At 69.9% G+C, this 17,894-nt stretch carries 16 protein-coding genes; 11 read left to right on the forward strand and 5 right to left on the reverse strand.

The window, feature by feature from the left end; genetic code table 11:
• The first annotated feature begins 4 nt into the window (after positions 1–4).
• The 4 genes from mmsA to ACZ4WQ_RS03725 all read left to right on the forward strand — a co-directional run bounded on the left by mmsA (position 5) and on the right by ACZ4WQ_RS03725 (position 8,050).
• The gene (gene mmsA, locus ACZ4WQ_RS03710; RefSeq protein WP_398369730.1) at positions 5–1,567 is read left to right on the forward strand and encodes a multiple monosaccharide ABC transporter ATP-binding protein; all 1,563 of its coding nucleotides are present in this window, start codon (positions 5–7) and stop codon (positions 1,565–1,567) included.
• A complete protein-coding gene (mmsB, locus tag ACZ4WQ_RS03715) occupies positions 1,564–2,796 on the forward strand; it encodes a multiple monosaccharide ABC transporter permease (protein ID WP_311722730.1) in 1,233 nt (410 codons plus the stop codon). Before mmsA ends, mmsB begins: the two co-directional genes overlap by 4 nt.
• Positions 2,797–2,829: 33 nt before the next feature.
• A complete protein-coding gene (locus ACZ4WQ_RS03720) occupies positions 2,830–4,008 on the forward strand; it encodes an aldose epimerase family protein (RefSeq protein ID WP_385345801.1) in 1,179 nt (392 codons plus the stop codon).
• A 61-nt stretch (positions 4,009–4,069) separates the two neighbouring features.
• The gene (locus ACZ4WQ_RS03725) at positions 4,070–8,050 is read left to right on the forward strand and encodes a trypsin-like peptidase domain-containing protein (RefSeq protein ID WP_385345799.1); all 3,981 of its coding nucleotides are present in this window, start codon (positions 4,070–4,072) and stop codon (positions 8,048–8,050) included.
• Between the two features lie 40 nt (positions 8,051–8,090).
• On the opposite strand, the gene ACZ4WQ_RS03730 is transcribed toward ACZ4WQ_RS03725, so the two are convergent.
• Positions 8,091–8,300, reverse strand: coding sequence for a DUF397 domain-containing protein (locus tag ACZ4WQ_RS03730; protein ID WP_385345797.1), 210 nt, complete (start codon positions 8,298–8,300; stop codon positions 8,091–8,093).
• Positions 8,297–9,133, reverse strand: a complete 837-nt coding sequence (locus tag ACZ4WQ_RS03735; RefSeq protein WP_385345795.1) for a helix-turn-helix domain-containing protein — start codon at positions 9,131–9,133, stop codon at positions 8,297–8,299. The genes ACZ4WQ_RS03730 and ACZ4WQ_RS03735 overlap by 4 nt, the downstream gene beginning before the upstream one ends.
• A 106-nt stretch (positions 9,134–9,239) precedes the next feature.
• On the opposite strand from ACZ4WQ_RS03735, the gene ACZ4WQ_RS03740 reads away from it, so the two are divergent.
• The 3 genes from ACZ4WQ_RS03740 to ACZ4WQ_RS03750 all read left to right on the forward strand — a co-directional run bounded on the left by ACZ4WQ_RS03740 (position 9,240) and on the right by ACZ4WQ_RS03750 (position 10,055).
• The gene (locus ACZ4WQ_RS03740; RefSeq protein WP_385345793.1) at positions 9,240–9,401 is read left to right on the forward strand and encodes a hypothetical protein; all 162 of its coding nucleotides are present in this window, start codon (positions 9,240–9,242) and stop codon (positions 9,399–9,401) included.
• Positions 9,398–9,670: a hypothetical protein gene (locus tag ACZ4WQ_RS03745; RefSeq protein ID WP_398369725.1), complete on the forward strand. Its 273-nt coding sequence runs from the start codon at positions 9,398–9,400 to the stop codon at positions 9,668–9,670. Before ACZ4WQ_RS03740 ends, ACZ4WQ_RS03745 begins: the two co-directional genes overlap by 4 nt.
• A 94-nt stretch (positions 9,671–9,764) precedes the next feature.
• On the forward strand, positions 9,765–10,055 hold the full coding sequence (locus ACZ4WQ_RS03750; RefSeq protein ID WP_398369723.1) for a hypothetical protein: 291 nt from the start codon (positions 9,765–9,767) through the stop codon (positions 10,053–10,055).
• Between the two features lie 3 nt (positions 10,056–10,058).
• Here ACZ4WQ_RS03750 and ACZ4WQ_RS03755 read toward each other — a convergent pair whose 3' ends face one another.
• The 3 genes from ACZ4WQ_RS03755 to ACZ4WQ_RS03765 all read right to left on the reverse strand — a co-directional run bounded on the left by ACZ4WQ_RS03755 (position 10,059) and on the right by ACZ4WQ_RS03765 (position 13,360).
• A complete protein-coding gene (locus ACZ4WQ_RS03755) occupies positions 10,059–10,883 on the reverse strand; it encodes an EI24 domain-containing protein (protein WP_361192724.1) in 825 nt (274 codons plus the stop codon).
• Between the two features lie 11 nt (positions 10,884–10,894).
• Positions 10,895–12,241, reverse strand: coding sequence for a jacalin-like lectin (locus tag ACZ4WQ_RS03760; protein ID WP_398369721.1), 1,347 nt, complete (start codon positions 12,239–12,241; stop codon positions 10,895–10,897).
• Between the two features lie 84 nt (positions 12,242–12,325).
• Positions 12,326–13,360, reverse strand: a complete 1,035-nt coding sequence (locus ACZ4WQ_RS03765) for a pectate lyase family protein (RefSeq protein WP_361192729.1) — start codon at positions 13,358–13,360, stop codon at positions 12,326–12,328.
• A gap of 364 nt (positions 13,361–13,724) precedes the next feature.
• On the opposite strand from ACZ4WQ_RS03765, the gene ACZ4WQ_RS03770 reads away from it, so the two are divergent.
• From ACZ4WQ_RS03770 to ACZ4WQ_RS03785, 4 genes are all read left to right on the forward strand, one after another.
• Positions 13,725–14,507 carry an intradiol ring-cleavage dioxygenase gene (locus ACZ4WQ_RS03770; RefSeq protein WP_398369718.1) on the forward strand — a complete coding sequence of 261 codons (783 nt, stop codon included), beginning with the start codon at positions 13,725–13,727 and terminating at the stop codon, positions 14,505–14,507.
• A 168-nt stretch (positions 14,508–14,675) separates the two neighbouring features.
• Positions 14,676–15,389: a FadR/GntR family transcriptional regulator gene (locus tag ACZ4WQ_RS03775; RefSeq protein WP_361192735.1), complete on the forward strand. Its 714-nt coding sequence runs from the start codon at positions 14,676–14,678 to the stop codon at positions 15,387–15,389.
• Positions 15,390–15,508: 119 nt separating this feature from the next.
• Positions 15,509–16,924: a four-carbon acid sugar kinase family protein gene (locus ACZ4WQ_RS03780; RefSeq protein WP_398369716.1), complete on the forward strand. Its 1,416-nt coding sequence runs from the start codon at positions 15,509–15,511 to the stop codon at positions 16,922–16,924.
• On the forward strand, positions 16,924–17,781 hold the full coding sequence (locus ACZ4WQ_RS03785; protein ID WP_398369714.1) for a ketose-bisphosphate aldolase: 858 nt from the start codon (positions 16,924–16,926) through the stop codon (positions 17,779–17,781). Before ACZ4WQ_RS03780 ends, ACZ4WQ_RS03785 begins: the two co-directional genes overlap by 1 nt.
• Positions 17,782–17,894 lie beyond the last annotated feature (113 nt).

The following is a 17,894-nucleotide window of genomic DNA, read 5'->3' on the forward strand; positions in this document are numbered from 1 at the left end:
GAACATGAACCACATTCTCGAAATGCGCTCCATCACGAAGACCTTCCCCGGCGTCAAGGCGCTGTCGGACGTCAACCTCCTGATCCGCGAGGGCGAGATCCACGCCATCTGCGGGGAGAACGGCGCCGGGAAGTCGACCCTGATGAAGGTGCTCAGCGGGGTGTACCCGCACGGCAGCTACGAAGGGGAGATCCAGTTCCAGGGGGAGGCGTGCGCGTTCAAGGACATCAAGGCCAGTGAGCAGCGTGGCATCGTCATCATCCACCAGGAACTGGCCCTGATCCCGTATCTGTCCATCGCCGAGAACATCTTCCTGGGCAACGAACACGCCAAGGGCGGTCTGATCAGCTGGAACGAGACGCTCAAGCACGCCACCGCGCTGCTCAAGCGGGTCGGTCTCACGGAGTCGCCGCAGACGCGGGTCACCGACATCGGGGTGGGCAAGCAGCAGCTCGTGGAGATCGCCAAGGCGCTCTCCAAGGAGGTGAAGCTGCTCATCCTGGACGAGCCGACCGCGGCGCTCAACGACGAGGACAGCGGCAAACTCCTCGATCTGCTGATGGAGTTCAAGGCCCAGGGCATCTCCTGCATCATCATCTCGCACAAGCTGAACGAGATCCGCAGGGTCGCCGACTCCGTCACCATCCTGCGCGACGGCCAGACCATCGAGACCATGGTGGTCCGCGAGTCGCCGGAGGCGGAGCCGCAGGTCTCCGAGGACCGCATCATCCGCGGGATGGTCGGCCGGGACCTCGACAACCGCTTCCCCGAGCGCACCCCGTACGAGGGTGACGACGCCTCCGAGGTGGCCATGGCCATCGAGGAGTGGACCGTACGCCACCCCATCGACCAGCAGCGCAACGTCGTGGACGGGGTGTCGCTGAACGTCAGGCGCGGCGAGATCGTGGGCATCGCGGGCCTGATGGGCGCGGGCCGCACCGAGCTGGCGATGAGCGTCTTCGGGCGCGCCTACGGCCGGTACACCGGCGGCCGGGTCTACCGCGACGGCAAGGAGGTCCGTACCCGCACCGTCCCGGAGGCGATCGAGCACGGCATCGCCTATGTCACCGAGGACCGCAAGCACTACGGGCTCAACCTCGAGGACACCATCAGCCGGAACATCTCGCTCTCCTCGCTGGCCAAGGTGGCGCGCCGCGGCGTGGTCAACGAGCACGAGGAGTCGCGGGTGGCCGAGCGGTTCCGCAAGACCATGAACATCAAGGCCCCCACGGTGTTCGAGCAGGTGGGCAAGCTCAGCGGCGGCAATCAGCAGAAGGTCGTGCTGAGCAAGTGGATCCATGTGGGTCCCGAAGTGCTGATCCTCGACGAGCCCACCCGGGGCATCGACGTCGGGGCCAAGTACGAGATCTACACGGTCATCAACGACCTGGCGGCACAGGGCAAGGCCGTCGTCTTCATCTCCTCGGAGCTGGGCGAGTTGCTGGGCATGTGCGACCGGATCTACACGATGGCGGCTGGGCGGCTGACCGGGGAGGTACCGCGGGCCGAGGCGACTCAGGAGGTTCTGATGCGCCACATGACCAGGGACAGAGGAGACGAAGGATGAGCACGGCGACCCAGGACACCAAGAACCCGGCACCACCGCCGGCCGACGGCTCCCCGGGCATCGGGACGCTGCTGGTGCAGAGCCTGCGGGCCAATGTGCGCCAGTACGGGATGCTGGTGGCGCTCGCGCTGATCATCGTCATCTTCCAGATATGGTCCGACAACATCCTGCTGCGGCCGCTCAACGTCACCAACCTGGTGCAGCAGAACGGCTACATCCTGATCCTCGCGATCGGCATGATGATCGTGATCATCGCGGGCCATATCGATCTGTCGGTCGGCTCGCTGGTCGCGTTCGTCGGCGCCTTCTCGGGCGTGCTGATGGTCAACCACGATGTGCCCTGGGGACTCGCGGTCATCCTCTGTCTGCTGGTCGGCGCGGCGGCCGGGGCGTGGCAGGGCTTCTGGATCGCGTATGTCGGAATCCCGTCCTTCATCGTCACCCTGGCCGGGATGCTGGTCTTCCGCGGCGGCACCCAGATCCTGCTGGACGGGCAGTCCCTGTCGCCCTTCCCGGAGGGCTTCCGGAAGATCAGCATCGGCTTCATCCCGGAGATGGGCCCGTACACGCAGTACCACAACCCCACCATGGTCATCGGCCTCGCGGTGTGCGCGGCGGCCGTCTGGCAGGAGTGGCGGGGCCGGCAGCAGCGTGCGGCGTATGAGCTGGACGTGATGCCGATCGGCCTCTTCTACGTCAAGTGCGCCGCGATCGTGGCCGCGGTGATGGCCTTCACCATGACCCTCTCCAGCTGGCACGGCGCGCCGGTCGGTCTGCTGATCCTGTGCGGTCTGCTGGCCGTCTTCGCCTTCGTGATGCGCAACACCGTCGTCGGACGGCATGTGTACGCCCTGGGCGGCAACCAGCCCGCGGCCAAGCTGTCGGGTGTCCGCGACAAGCGCGTCACCTTCATGGTGTTCGTCAACATGGGCCTGCTGGCCGCCCTCGCCGGCCTGGTCTTCACCGCCCGGCTGGGCTCCGCCACCCCGAGCGCGGGTCTCAACTTCGAGCTGGAGGCCATCGCCGCCGCGTTCATCGGCGGCGCCTCGGCCAGCGGCGGCGTCGGCACCGTGCTGGGCGCGATCATCGGTGGTCTGGTGCTCGGTGTGCTCAACAACGGCATGTCGCTGGTGGGCATCGGCACCGAATACCAGCAGGTCATCAAGGGTCTGGTGCTGCTCGCCGCGGTGGGCTTCGACATCTGGAACAAGCGCAGGGTCGGTTCGTAAGTCCGTCTCCCACCACTACCGATGGAGCCGCACATGACCACGAGCAGACGCACACTCATGACGGCGGCAGCGGCCGCCGGGCTGGCGGCCACGGCCGTCGGTACGGGCACGGGCACGGCTTACGCGAAGGACGCGAAGGACGCGAAGGGCGGCGGACGCGCGGTGAAGGAACACTTCGGAACGCTGGCGGACGGCACCAAGGTCGACCGCTGGACGATCGAGAACGGCCGCACCCGGCTCTCCGTACTCACCTACGGCGGCATCGTCCAGTCCCTGGAGATCCCCGACCGCCACGGCCGCATGGCCAATGTGTCGCTGGGCTTCGCCGACCTGGACTCGTACGTGGCCGGCAGCCCGTACTTCGGCGCCCTGATCGGCCGCTACGGCAACCGCATCGCGAACGGCAAGTTCACCCTCGACGGACACGCCTACCAACTCCCCGTCAACGACGGCCCCAACAGCCTGCACGGTGGGGACAAGGGCTTCGACAAGCGGGTGTGGTCCATCGAGCCGTTCGAGGGCGGCGGCAACGTCGGCCTGACCCTGCGCCGGGTCAGCCCCGACGGCGAGATGGGCTACCCCGGGAAGCTCACCGTGCGCGTCGACTACACCCTCACGCCGACGGGCGACTGGCGCATCGACTACGAGGCCACGACCGACAAGCCCACGGTCGTGAACCTCACCAACCACACCTACTACAACCTGGGAGGCGAGGGCACCGGCTCCATCTACGACCACCAGCTCCAGATCGCCGCCTCCCGCTACACCCCGGTCAACAAGACCCTCATCCCGACCGGCGAACTGGCGAAGGTGGCCGGCACGCCCTTCGACTTCCGTCGGTCGAAGGCGGTCGGCCGGGACATCCGCGAGGCGCACCAGCAGGTGCTCTTCGGTCAGGGGATCGACCACAACTTCGTCCTGGACAAGGGCATCACGAGCCGTCCCGAACACATCGTGACGGTCAGCGAGCCGGAGTCGGGCCGGGTGATGCGGATCGCGACCACCGAGCCGGGTGTGCAGTTCTACACCGGCAACTTCCTGGTCGGGACGCTGGCGGGCACATCGGGGCAGGTCTACCGGCAGGGCGACGGCTTCTGCCTGGAGACCCAGCACTTCCCCGACTCGCCCAACCAGGCCGGCTTCCCGTCCACGGTGCTGCGGCCGGGAGAGACGTACCGGTCGACGACGGTGCACTCGTTCTCGACGCGCTGAGGTTTCCCTCCCGCCCCGCCGCCAGGGCTTTGGCTACAGTGCGGGGCGGGAGGGAGATCGCATGGCGGGTCTGGACCCTGACCGGGTCGCGGAGATCATCGTCAAGCGCGGTGACGGGCGGCCGGGTGAGCGCGGATCGGGGTACCTGGTCACCGGTCGTACGGTGCTGACCGCCGCGCATGTGGTGCGTGAGGCCACCGCCGTCCGCCTGCGCCTCCGGGCCGACCAGCCCGGGGCCTGGAGCGCGGACGGCGTTGTCGTGTTCACGGCCCCGGAAATCGACGTAGCAGTGGTGTCCGTGGTGGACGCCCCGGACCTGCCTCCCGTCACTCCGGTCACCTTCGGCCGGATCATGGCCGCCGACGGCGAACTCCCCTGCTCGATGATGGGTTTCCCACGCTTCAAGCTCCGCGAGGACGCACCCGGCTCGGGCACCCGTTTCCGAGACGCCCACCACCAGCAGGGCACCACCTCCCCCTGGTCCAACGCCCGCCAGAAGACCCTGTCCATCCGGGTCGACGCCCCCGCTCCGGACCCCGACCCCGAGGTGTCCCCCTGGGAGGCCATGTCGGGTGCGGCGGTGTGGAGCGAGGGCCATCTCATCGGCGTCGTCATCGAACATCACGCTTCGGAGGGCCTGGGACGGCTCACGGCCTCACGCGTGGACCGCTGGCACGAGGTGTTGAGCCAGGCGGAGTCGGCCCAACTCGCCCTGTTCACCGGCTTTCCCGCGCGGCGGGAGGGGCTACGGGAGGTCCGCGTGCCCGCCGGGCGAGCGGGGCAGCGGGAGGAGGCCATACGGGCCCTGCTGAGCGCCGAGCGCACGGACTCCGACGTCCAGCCCTACCGCTTCCTGGACGCCGACGCTCCTGCTCTGGAACGCGTCTATGTCCACCAGCGGGTGGTGGAACACACCGAAGCGGCCACCCCCGAGCCCATCCCGGCCGAGGAGATCCTGGACCGGCACCGGCATGTGCTGATCGAGGGCGAGGCGGGGGCGGGCAAGTCGACGTTCACGCAGCGGGTGGCGCGGCGCGGTGCGGAGGCGCCCGGGGCGCGGGAACACGCCGTACGCATCCCCGCCGTCGACCTGACCGGCGGCGCCCCGCTGCCCGTCCTGCTGCGCGAGTCGGTGCAGCGGCGGCTGGGAGGCCACTTGGGGACCGAACTCCCCCGCGACCTCTTCGAGTCCGGCGGCACGAATTGGCTCCTGTTGGTCGACGGCCTGGACGAGATCGTGGACACGGCGGCGCGGCGCCGCGTGATCTCCATCGTGGCGGCCAACGCGTCGGGGCCGTACCGCTGGGTGGTCACCACCCGCTTCCTGCCCGCGCACGAGCTGGCCCCCTTGCGGGATGCGGGCCTCGCCTCGTACGCCCTCGCGCCCTTCGACGAGTCCCAGCTCCGCGAGCTGGCTCGCCGCTGGCTGAACGGGAATGCCGAGCGGGCCGAGGCTTTCCTGCGGGAGGTCGAACGCAGCGGCCTGCGGCAGTTGGTCCGTACGCCCCTGGTCGCGGCGATCACCCTGTCGATCTTCCGCCGAGCGCCGGGCGCCGCGCTCCCGACCGGCCGCCCCGGCCTGTACCAGGAATGCGTCGGCTATCTGCTCAGCGGCCGTCCAGGGGAGGAGGAACGGCGGGCCGGGCTGCTGCGGGCCGTGGCTCAGGCGGGCGGCTCACGGCGGCTCGCGGAGTGGCTGTACGGCACGCGTGTCCCGCTGCTCACCGCGCTCGCCCACAACACGCTGACGTCTGACGCGCCGCTGCTGGAGGAGGCGCTGCGGTGGATCGCGCAGCAGGCCGACGAGGCCACGGACTTCCTACACGGCTGGCGCGAGGTGGTCACCGGTCTGCTGAGCGGCACTGGGTTGTTGTTGTACGAGCGGGGCTCGGGCGAGTTGCATTGGGCTCACCGCAGCTTCGCGGAATACCTGGCCGCCCATGACACGGCGAGTCGGCTGCCCGCCGACTGGCCGGGGGCGGAGCCGCTGCGGGACAAGTTGGTGCGGGATGCGTTGCGGGGAGAGCGGCGGGACTTCGGGGTGCTGGCCATCGCATGTTGGGCGAGGCGGGCGGGGGCCGATGCGGAGGGGTTGGTGGGGTGGCTGCTGCGGAGCAGTGACGACTACGACCTCTTTGGCGTGCACCGGAGGGTCAGCATCGCCGTCGTGAGCGGGGACAGCAGTGTTCCGGACGACCACGCAGCGCTGGCCGGGCGGCTGCTGGCGGAGGGGGTGCGAGTGCCCGATGTCCTCACCAGCTCGGTGCTGAACCGGCTGCTGGAGAGGGCCGGTTCCTTCTGGCACGCAGAGGAGTTCTGCGCTCTGATTGCTGCCCAGCCCATGCGCGACGCGGCGTACCAGGCCCTGGTGACCATGGCCGACAACGATCGGCTCAGCATCACCGCGCGCACAGGTGCCGTCGTTGCACTCGGGCGCATCTTCGGTTTCGAGGCCGCACTGGCAAAGGCCGAGCGTCTTCTGGCGTCGCGGCATTTTGAGCACACGACTTATAGGTCGCCGAACTCCGGGAGGAGTTGGAGCGGTGCGGTCAGCGAAGGACGGATCGCCGCGGCGTACCACCTGCTGGCCCTGGGCAGCCGGATCCACTGCTCCGTGCGACGTGTCCTCACCGATGTGTCATTGTGGGCCGCCGACGGACTGGGGCGTTTCCTCCTTGGCAACTGCGCTCTCGCACTGGGGGATACGGTATCGCTGCTGCGCCTGCTGGACCTGTCCCCCGACGGTGATCGGCTGCCCGACAAGGACAACATGCGGTTACTGATCCAGGCGGGTGCGTATGACACAGCGGACTCCATGACCGACGCGCTCTTCACCATGGTCGAGAACTGGCCGCCCGCTGACAGCCACATGTGGAGGGGCGAGCGGGAGTACCGGCTCAGGGACATCGTCCAGGCTCTGTGTGCCACTGCCGAGGCCTACTTGTCCGCCGGACAGGATGAGGCAGCCGCGGCTCTCGCACGGCGGATCCTCGGCGCTCCTCTCCCGTCCGACGAGGTGAACGCCACCCCGTACACCGTGCTGGTGCGAACGGGCGTACCAGAGCCGGCCCTGGCCGCACTGGCTCCCGGACAGGACGGCACCTCACCCCCGCTGTGGGGGCCCTACTGGGCCGAAGTCGCCCGCACGCTGCATGGCGAGGGTTATGTCGACGAGGTACGGAAGGCCACGGAGGCGCGTCTCGCCCGTCCCATCCCATTGGACGAGGCGGTGGAGATCGCCAAGTACCTCGTATGGGCTGGAGACCCGCGGGGCCTGGAGGCGCTGCTGACCATCGCCAACCACCCGGACACTGAGGTCTCAATTGCTCTGCGCGCGGTCCAGGACCTGCTCGGCGGAGAGTTCCACGCGGTGGCGGTCGAAACGCTCATCGCACTGTCCCGGCGGCCGGTATCGGGGAGTGCGGCACTGGACATCGCCCGGCTCCTCGCCGGTGCGGGGGTGGAAGACGAGGCCAGCCGCCTCGCGCTGACCCTGGTGCACGCGTGCATGGGCGATCCCGACACCTGTGAGATGGGGGCGGATCTCGCCACGCCCCTGCGGCTGCTGTCCGCGCTCCGCCCCGAGGAGGGACGGGCCCTGCTGCTCGAAGCGGCCGCCTCCCCCCACCTGTCCGGGCGGGACTTGGTGCATCTGGCCCGGATGCTGGAGCGGTGCGGCGAGCGGGGGGCTCTGGAGGATGTGCTCCGACGGTGGTCAGCTCTGGCCACGTACGCCTTCGAATTCGCGTTGCTCGGCGGCTTCCTGGCATGCTGCGGCAAGCAGGGCGAGGCGGCCGCCGAGTACCGGAAGGTGCTCGCGGTGTCTGCGGGCAACACCGAACTCCGCAGCCTGTACTGGGTCAGGGAGGCCGTGGACGAGCTGCGCTCTCTCGGCTCTCCCCTCACCCCGGAAGACATCTCCGCGCTCCGGACCGTGTACGCCTCACTCGCACCGCTCGACACCGCCTTCTCGCGCCACCAAGACGTCGAGTGGCTGGCTGCCCTGCTCGATCAGCTCACCGAAGGCGTGGACGAGGGGTAGGTCGCCGTACGGTCGACGCGGTGCACCGTTCTCTTCGTGGTCAGGCGGCGGGGAACTCCCCGCCCTTGACGGCGGCGACGAACGACGACCAGGCGGGCGACTCGAAGACGAGCGCCGGGCCGTGCGGCTCCTTGCTGTCACGGACGGGGACTATGCCGCGCGAGGCGACGAGGTTGGCGGCGACCTCGACGCAGTCGCCGCCGTTGCTGCTGTAGGAGGACTTGAACCAGCGGGGGGATTCGGTCGTCACGAGATGCCCTTTCGTACCTGCTCGATCATGGCCACGGATTCCGCCTGCGACAGTGCTTCGGCCTGCAACTGATGGTATGCCGTCAGCATGGGTACGACAGCGGTGGTTTCGCGCTCCAAGTGCCCCCGTGCCTGTGACTCGGTGTACGCCATCACGGATCGGTCGGCCAGAGTGAGGAGGTTGACCGGCAGGTTGAACGATCGCCGCGCTCCTATCGCAAAGGGCGACACTTGCAGTACCCAGTTGGGAAGAGAGGCGACTTCGACCAGTCGCCGTAGCTGACCCTCCATGACTGCGGCGTTGCCCACCTCATGACGAAGACAGCTCTCATCCATCACGACAAGCACCATGGGGGGCCGGGGACGCACCAGCGCGGCCTGCCTCTCCACGAGGAAGGACACGCGCTCCTCAGCTTGTTCGGGCGGGATGGCCCCGCGCCGCACGTCACCATCCGCGACCGTCCGCGCGTACTCAGGGGTCTGCAACAGACCGGGGATCAGCCCGATCTGAAACAGCCGGATCTCGACTGCCCGACCCTCGAACCCGACGTACTCCGGGAAACCCTCCAACAGACCGCCGTGTTTGATCTCGCGGTACTCGCGCTCGAACGACTCTGGCGTGCCCGCGATACCGAACGCCACATCCACGCTGCGCGAGAAACGGAGGGTTGGAGGCTTCCGACCATTCTCGACGGCCGAAATATGCACGCTGGAATATTCCGTACGTTCGGCAAGGCTCTCTTGAGTCCAGCCGCGAGCCTCCCGCAGGCTGCGTAAACGCGCCCCGTAGGCCGCCTCAGCGGAGGCGTCCGGGTTCAACTCGTTCTTGTTCATGGTCCGTTCGCTACCTTCCATTCCTTGCCGACACGTTGAACGGGTCTCCACCGTAGGCCACGCTGAACGCACTTAGTAGCGGAAACACTACGGAGAGGAGCGGCCGATGGCTGGCGAAACCGTGAACCCGCCAGGACAGGCCGACGAACAGCACGAACAGCAGGGGCAGCAGCGCGGCGACGACCAGCCGACCCTGGAGGACCTGCGGCAGCAGTCGGTGGCCCTGGGCGAACAGATCGCTCAGCACCTGGCGCGGGGGTCGCAGTGAGCGGCGCGCACTGGACCACCCTCCTGCCCAGCCTCGCGGTCGGCATGGTGGTCTACGACCGGCACTACGACATGCCCGCGACCATCGCCGACTTCGACGGCCCGATGGTCTGCCTCACCCGACCCACCGGCCTCAAATGGCGATCGCACTGTGCCTCGGTGCGACCGGCCACCGCGTACGAGCGGCGGCAGCTACGCGCCATCGCCACGCTTCACGCCCAGCGCCAACGAGGCATGGCCGGGACCGGTCAAGATCGCCATCTGCGGTGAGTATGAGACAACGACACGCCGACCCCACGGCGTGTCGTCGTCTCATACTCACCGCAAAGTCATGCCGCAGAGCACTTCGCCGGAGTAAGCCCCCATGGCAGATGGCCCCTGGCACGCCGAATGGACGTTCATCAGCACATCCGGCGTCACCACAGGAAAAGCCGACCACACGCGGTATTTCGACATCCGCACCGCCATCTTCACAGCGGCCTCCACATCGCTACGGGACCTGGCCCACGAGGAAACCGCCGAGCGAGACGAGCCCTGGAAACTCCTCGTCGCAGCCCTGTACTCCGAGGCGATGCTGTCGGCTGATGAAGTCGGCGAATGGCAGTACGCGAGTCCGGACGGCTGGGCGAACGTGACAGTTCGCTTCACCCCGTAGCCGCTACGGCTGCGCCCCGGAATAAGGCGCCGCAGGGTAGCCCGGCGGCGTACGGTCGTCGTCCCCGTCCTCATCGTCATCCGCCTGCGCCTCCTCCCCCATCAGGTCGCGCGTGAACAGCGTCGCCCCCGCCACCGCCCCCGGCATCAGGAACACCGCGACCAGCGGCAGCAAGAAGGCCAGCGCCAGCGGGACGCCGAAGCCGAGGGTGAACATGCGGCGCCCCTTCAGCAGCCGACGCCGCTCCTTGAGGAGCACGCCGCGCCGCAGCAGCGCGATCGACGTGAGCTCCTCGGTGAGGAAGAAGCCCGTGACGCAGAAGGCGAGCACCGGGATCACGGTCTGGCCGATCACCGGTACGAAGCCGAGCGCGAAGAGCAGCGCCCCCCAGATCGCGGCGCGCAGCAGCAGGCCGATGGCCTCGCGCAGGCCGATCCACAGCTCGCGCCACAGCGGCAGACCGGACTCGGGCGCGGTGCCGCCCTCGGAGATGTCGACCTGCTCGGAGAGGGATTCGTAGAAGGGCTGGCCGACGAGCAGCGTGACCGCGGTGAAGGTGAGGATGGCGAGGAAGAGGCAGACGCCGACGAAGAGGACGGCGAGCGCGCCCCGGAAGACGTCGAGCCACGGCGAGGGCCAGCCGTCGGCGAAGGGGGTGGACCAGTCGATGATGTCGTCGGTCCAGAAGAACAGGGCGACGAGCGCCGCCGCGTACCCGACGAGGGTGATGAGGGCGGGAATCATCCCGAACCCCCACCACCGTCCGTGCCGGGCGACCCAGCGCTGCCCCTTCACCATGTAGCCGAACCCGGCCGCAAGATCACGCATGGGGCCGTAGCTTACTTGGGCGCGTAAACCACGCCCAGCTTGTCGATCTCGTCGCCCGCACGCCCCGTGAAGCCGGTGATCTGCCAGCCGGCGGGCGCGGCGTAGGTCACCGCGTCGGCGGTCGGCGTTCCGGCGGCGAGCCGCCGGCCCGTGTCCGTGGTGAACGCGGCGGAGAAGAGGCGGGTGCGGCCGTCCTTGGTGCCCTGGGTGAGGGTGACCGAGGTGAGGTGTTCGGCAGGGGCGAGGGTGAGGGAGGTGGCGGTGCCGCCGGGGCCGCCGTGGGTGAGGGTGGTGCCGCCGTCGAGGGACAGGGACACCGCGTCGAGGCGGGAGGCGCCGCGCAGGGTGAGGGTGCGGGGTGCGGCGGGGGTGGCGGGGAGGTCGTCGGCGTCGTTGAAGGCCGTGCCGTGGGGGCCGCCGAACTGGTCGCTGGCGCGCAGGCCCTGCGGGAGCTTCCAGGAGAAGTCGACGGTGTGCGGGTAGTGGTCGGACAGCGGCTCACCGGCGGCGTCGAGGAAGCCGGGGTGGTCGTTGTTGTAGCGGGTGGCGGTGAGGGTGAGCAGCGGGCTGGAGCGGTAGAGGACCTTGTCGACGACCTCGCAGGTGTTGGTGACGTGGTCCGGGTCGCAGACCAGGGCGTCGGATCCGGCGGGCGGGGCGGAGCCGCCGCGGACAAGCTGGACCCAGGCGTCGGTGAGGCCGTTGCGGCCGGTCAGGTCGCGGATGTTGTCCTCGGAGCGGGTGTAGCGGGTGTTGGTGTCGCCCATGACGATGACCGCGTTGCCGGCGGAGTTGGCGGCGATGAAGTCGGAGAGCTGGGTGATGTTGGCGCGGCGGGCGGCGAGGTCGGCGGCCGTGGTGCCCGCGTTGGTGTGCACGTTGTAGACGTCGACGTGGACGCCCTCGGCCACGCGCAGCCGCGCGAGGGAGAAGCCCTTGGGGGTGAGGCAGTCGGTGCCATTGCAGCTGGCCCACTTCACCCGCTCGAAGTCGTCGTACGGCAGGTCGGAAAGGGTGTTGAGGCCGTCGCCGAAGGGCACTCCGCCGCTGGTCGGGGTGCGGTACGGGTGGTCGTCGCCCGCGTACAGCGCGGCGTGGTAGTTGAAGTCCTCCTGGACGTTGACCAGGTCGTACGCGCCCAGGCGCGGGGAGATGAGCGGGGTGTTCTTCTCGGGGTGGCCGGAGGAAAGACCCTCGGGCAGCCCGGCCACGTTGTAGGTGAGCACGTTGAACGAGCCGCTGTCGGGGGCGGCGTTGGGGGTGTCCACCGCCGCGGCCGGTGTGCCGCCGCCCAGCGCTGCCGTGGCCGCGACGAGCGCCGCCGTCAGTACGATTCCCAGCCGTCCGGCATGTCTCATGTGGGGTCCTCTCCCGGGGTTCACGGGGAGTACCGCCCCGCCGGAGTCGGCTCCGGCGGGGCGGTACGGGTGTGGGGGTGGTGCTCAGAGCTTGCCGGCCCCGGCCTGCCCGGTCACCGTCGAGACGACCGACGACGCGGGCTCGGCGGTGTACGAGTACGGCGGGTTGGTGAAGCTGCCGACCTGGGAGATCTCGGTGGCCGCGCCGCCCAGGTCGTTGCCGCGCAGTACCGCGTATCCGTCCACGTCGCTGTCGCGGTTGGTGGTCACCGCCACCTGGGTGTCACGGAACACGTTGTTCTCGACGAGCATCTGCGCGCCCATCCTGGGGTGCACGGCCGTCTCCGCGCCCTGCACATAGTTGTCGTAGAAGTGTCCGGTTCCGAACCGCAGGCTCGGGATCCGCGAGTACACGTTGGTGAACCAGTTGTGGTGGTAGGTCACCTTCAGGTGGCCGGTGTCCTCGCCTGCGTTGTTGTCGCTGTGCCCGACCAGGCTGCCCTTGAAGTGCTCGGCGAACTTGTTCCAGGACACGGTGATGTTGTCGGACCCGTGGTTGATGTCCAACAGGCCGTCGTAATAGTCCTTGTCGTGGTCCCGGTCGGCCGAGAGGGTGTTGTGGTCGACCCACACCCTCGTGGACTCCTGGATCGTGATCGCGTCGGAGGGCTTCCGCGGCTTGCTGATGTTCAGGTTGCGGATGATGACATTGGTCGACTCCTTCAGCCGCAGCCCGCCGCCGGTGAAGCCGGACGACGAACCCACCCCCAGCACGGTGGTGTTGGAGCCGATGTCCACCTGCCCGGTCAGCGAGATGAGGCCGGACACCTTGACGACCTTCGCGCTGTCGCTCGCGACGGCGCTCTTGAAGGCGTCCAGGGTGGAGACGGTGGTGGCGGAGGCGTTTCCGCCGCCCGTGGTGCCCGCGCCGAAGCCGATCGGCGAGTTCTCGGCCGTGATGGCGGCCGAGGCGGCCGAGGCGGAGGTGTCGGTGGCGGCGTCGGTCGGCGCGCCCTGGGCGGAGACGGCCGAGATGGTGCCGAGGGCGAGCGCGGCCACGGCGCCCGCGGCGACAGCGGTCAGGTTGCGCCGACGGAGGATGGTGCGCTGGTCTGTCATGGGGGGAGTCCTCTCGTTTCGAGAAGATCTCCACACGGGAGGGGAGGCAAGCGCTTGCTGATTGGCGGCAAGCACGCTGGTCGCTAGGGCCGGTGGAGATCGCCAAAGGTGCGGCTCTGACGTGTTTCGACTCTGCTGCCAAGCGGGTGGTCAGTCCGCGCCAGCAGAGGGCAGCTACCACGGACGAAGCTAGTAAGCGCTTGTAGTCATGTCAACGCCCTTGCGCAGCCGTCAGCCAACCTTTCACAGAAAGGCAATCGGTTCACTCGCGTCACAAGGAGATGGCCTTAAAGGGACGTTGACGCGCCGAGACTTTGCCGAACCCACAGCACGCACACAGAGAGCCCTCCTACTTTGCATGCTCATGACAGACTCATCTCACGCCCCCATCGGGCGCCGCAGAGTACTGATCGCCGGCAGCGCCGCCGCCGCGGCCGTCGGCCTGGGCACGGCCGCCGCCACCGCCACCGGCCGCGCCGAAGCCGGAACCGAAGCTGGAACCCTCCAAGCCGCCCCCGCGGCGGCCGCCGTATGCACCCTCACCAAGGAGCTCACCGAAGGCCCCTACTACCTCCAGCACGCGCTCGTCCGCTCCGACGTCTCGGAGGGCAAGCCCGGGATCCCGCTCCAGCTCACCCTCACCGTCGTCGACAACGCCACCTGCGCGCCCCTCGACAAGGCGCTCGTGGAGATCTGGTACTGCGACGCGCTCGGCGAGTACTCCGGCTTCGTCGGCAACAACGGCCACCAGGAGCCGGACAACGGCAAGTTCCTTCGCGGCGGTGTGCTCACCGGCACCGACGGGGTCGCCAAACTCACCGGCATCTATCCCGGCTGGTACCGGGGCCGCTGCATCCACATCCACCTCAAGGTGCACACCGACGTCACGCTCACCTCCGACGGCTCGTTCACCGGCGGCAACGAGCTCCACACCGGCCAGCTCTTCTTCTCCGAGACCGTCACCCAGGCCGTCGCGAAACTCTCCCCGTACTCCACCAACACCGTCCCCCGCACCACCCTCGACGCCGACGGGATCTACGACGGCGGCGGGGCCTCCTCCGGCCTGCTGACCCTGACGGCGCTCGGCTCCTCGCCCTCGGCGGGCTACCAGGGCACGCTCACGGTCGGCGTGGACCCGGACGCCTGACCGGCCCGCCCCCCTCACCCCTTCCGGCCCCCGCCCGGCACGCCACCCACGGCCCGGCGGGGGCCGTTTTTTTGCCTCGGGGGGTTGACGGCCGCCCGAACCCTGCCTACCTTCGCTGAGACATCAGATGTCTGATGTCTGATGCACACGGCAAGGAGGTCGACAGCAATGCCGCTGTCCGACGACATCGCCGAGCGACTGCTGTCCGCGATCATCGACGGCCACTACCCGCCCGGCACCGCGCTCCCCCCGGAGGCCGTGCTGGCCGAGCAGCACGAGGCCAGCAGGCTCACGCTCCGCGAGGCGATCAAGGTTCTGCGGTCGCAGAACATCGTCCGCATCCACCGCGGCCGGGGCACCTACGTCAACACGCCCGACCAGTGGACCGCGCTGGAGCCGATGATCCGCGCCGCTGCCGCCGGGCCCCGGACGGGCGGCGCGGTCTCCGAGAAGCTGATCGAGGCCCGGCGGATGATCGAGGTCGGGGCCGCCCAGCTGGCCGCCGCCCGGCGCTCGGCGGACGACCTGGCGCAGCTCGACGAGTTGCTGGAGGAGATGCGGGCCGCCGCGCGGGCCGGGGACACCGAGCAGTTCGTCGAGGCGGACATCGCCTTCCACGACGTGGTGATGCGGGCCTCGGGCAACGCCTTCGTCCCCCTCCTCTTCGAGCCCTTCGGCAGGCTGCTCGTCGAGGGCCGCCGGCAGACCTCGGCCGTGCCCCAGATCCGTACGAACGCCATCCAGCACCACGAGGCCGTCCTGGAGGCGCTGCGCGCGGCGGATCCGGAGAAGGCCCGGCGCGCGATGGACGACCACATGGCGCAGACGACGGACGATCTGCGTACGCACGTCATGCGGGTCGACCAGCAACAGGACGCCTGAGCCGACCGCTTCACCCCGCCTCGCCGGACGCACCACCTCCCGGGCCCGCCCCCATCACACCCGAGGGGCCGGGCCACGGCCCCGGCCTGCCCGGACACCGCACGAAAGAAGATCCACCGATGTCCCAGACCCTCCACTTCCCCGAGGCGCACGAGCTGCCCCCGCCCCGCGAGGTGACCCCCGCCGAGGTGGCCGCCGCCCTCGCCGCGGACCGCCGCCTGGTCGTGCTCGACGACGACCCGACCGGCACCCAGACCGTCGCCGATGTGCCCGTCCTCACCACCTGGACGGTCGAGGACCTGCGGTGGGCGCTGCGCCAGGACAGCACGGCCTTCTTCGTGCTCACCAACACCCGCAGCCTCGACCCGGACGCGGCCGCCGCCCGCAACCGTGAGGTCGTCCGCGCCCTGGCCCAGGCGTCGGCCGCCGAGGGCATCGGCTACGTACTGGCCAGCCGCGGCGACTCCACGCTGCGCGGACACTTCCCGCTGGAGACGGACGTCCTGGCCGACGAGGTGCCCGTGGACGGCGTCGTGCTCGTCCCCGCGTACATCGAGGCCGGCCGGCTCACGGCCGACTCGGTGCACTGGATGCGCACGGCGGAGGGGATGCTGCCGGTCGGGCGGAGCGAGTTCGCGCGCGACGCCACGTTCGGCTACGCCAACTCCCGCCTCCCGGAGTGGATCGAGGAGAAGACCGGCGGCCGGGTGGCCGCGGCCGACGTGCTGCGCATCACGCTGGAGGACCTGCGGGTGCGCGGCCCCGAGCACGTGGCCGGGCTGCTGGGCTCGCTGCGCGAGGGCCGGACGGCCGTTGCCGACGCCCTGGCCGACGACGACCTGCGCGTCCTCGCCCTCGCCTCGGCCAAGGCGGAGGCCGGCGGCGCCCGGCTGCTGTACCGCTGCGGTCCCTCCTTCGTACGGGCCCGCGCCGGCCAGGCCGCCCGCGCCCCGCTGACGGCGGCGGAGCTCCGGGCGGGACGGGACGCGGCCGCCCCGGCGGGCCACGGCCTGATCGCCGTCGGCTCGCATGTGGGGCTGACCACCCGCCAGTTGGACCGGCTGCGCGAGCGCGGCGGGATCGCCGAGTTCGAGCTCGATGTGCCCGCCCTGCTCGACGAAGAGCGCCGCGCCGCGCACATCGCCGAGGTGGCGAAGGCCTGCGCCGGGGCGCTGGAGGGTGGCGAGGTCGTGGTGCGCACCACCCGCTCGGTCGTCACCGGCGCCGACGCGGACGACTCGCTCGCCATCGCCCGGAGCGTGTCCGCCGCGCTGGTCGAGACCGTACGGGCGGTCACCGCCGAGCGGCGGCCCGCGTTCGTCGTCGCCAAGGGCGGCATCACCTCCAGCGACATCGCGACCGAGGGCCTGGAGATCCGCCGGGCCTGGGCCCGCGGCACCCTGCTCCCCGGCATCGTCTCGCTCTGGGAGCCCGAGTCCGGCCCCAGCGTGGGCATCCCGTACATCGTCTTCGCCGGCAACGTCGGTGACGACAACGCCCTCGCCGACGCCATCGACCTGCTCCGGAGCCGATGATGCTGCTGCATGGAACCGACGCCCTGACCGCCGCCGCCCGCGAGGGCCGGGCGATACCCGGCTTCGTCGCCTACAACCTCGAGACCGTGCAGGGCATCGTCGCGGCGGCCGAGACCGCCGGCCGGCCGGTGCTGCTCCAAGCCGGGTCGAGCGCCTTCAAGCACGCGGGCCGCGAGGCCCTGATGGCCCTCGCCCTCGCCGCCGCCCGGCGCTCGGACGCCGAGCTCGGTGTGCACCTGGACCACAGCCGGGACCTGGAGGAGATCACCGCCTGCGTCGAGGCGGGCTACACCTCGGTCATGGTCGACGGCTCGCACCTCCCCTTCGCGGAGAACGTGGCGCTCACCCGCAAGGCCGTCGAGCGCGCCCACGCCGCGGGCGTCTGGGTCGAGGCCGAACTGGGCGCGCTGGCGGGCGACGAGGACGTCTCGACCGACGCGCGCGCGGCCGGCGGCTCCATGACCGACCCGGAGCAGGCCGCGGAGTTCGTGGCCGCGACGGGTGTGGACGCGCTGGCGGTCGCGGTCGGAAACGTCCACGGCTTCACGGCCGAGCCGGTACGGCTGGACCTGGACCGCCTGGAGCGCATCCGTGACGTCGTCCCGGTGCCCCTGGTGCTGCACGGCGCGAGCGGGCTGCCCGAGGAGCAGCTACTCGGGGCGGTGCGGCGCGGCGTGGCCAAGGTGAACGTCAACGCGGAGCTGCGGCGCGCGTACTTGGACGCAATGGCTGCGGCCCTGCCCGGCGCGCTGCCCGGCTCGGATGTCGTGTCGACATGGGCCGCGGGGCGGGAGGCGGTCGCCGCCACCGCGCTCCGGATCACGCGGAAGCTGTCGCCGGCCACTTCGGCGGCGTAGCCCCGCTCCCCCTCCGCAACGTAGCTCGGGCCGGGCGCGACCCGCGCCGGCCCGGGCCAACCCCTCACAGACGCTGGGCGTGGGCGTCCCCCAGCGGCGACAGCCCCGCTGTG

It is taken from the genome of Streptomyces sp. NPDC028305 (genome assembly GCF_055569495.1).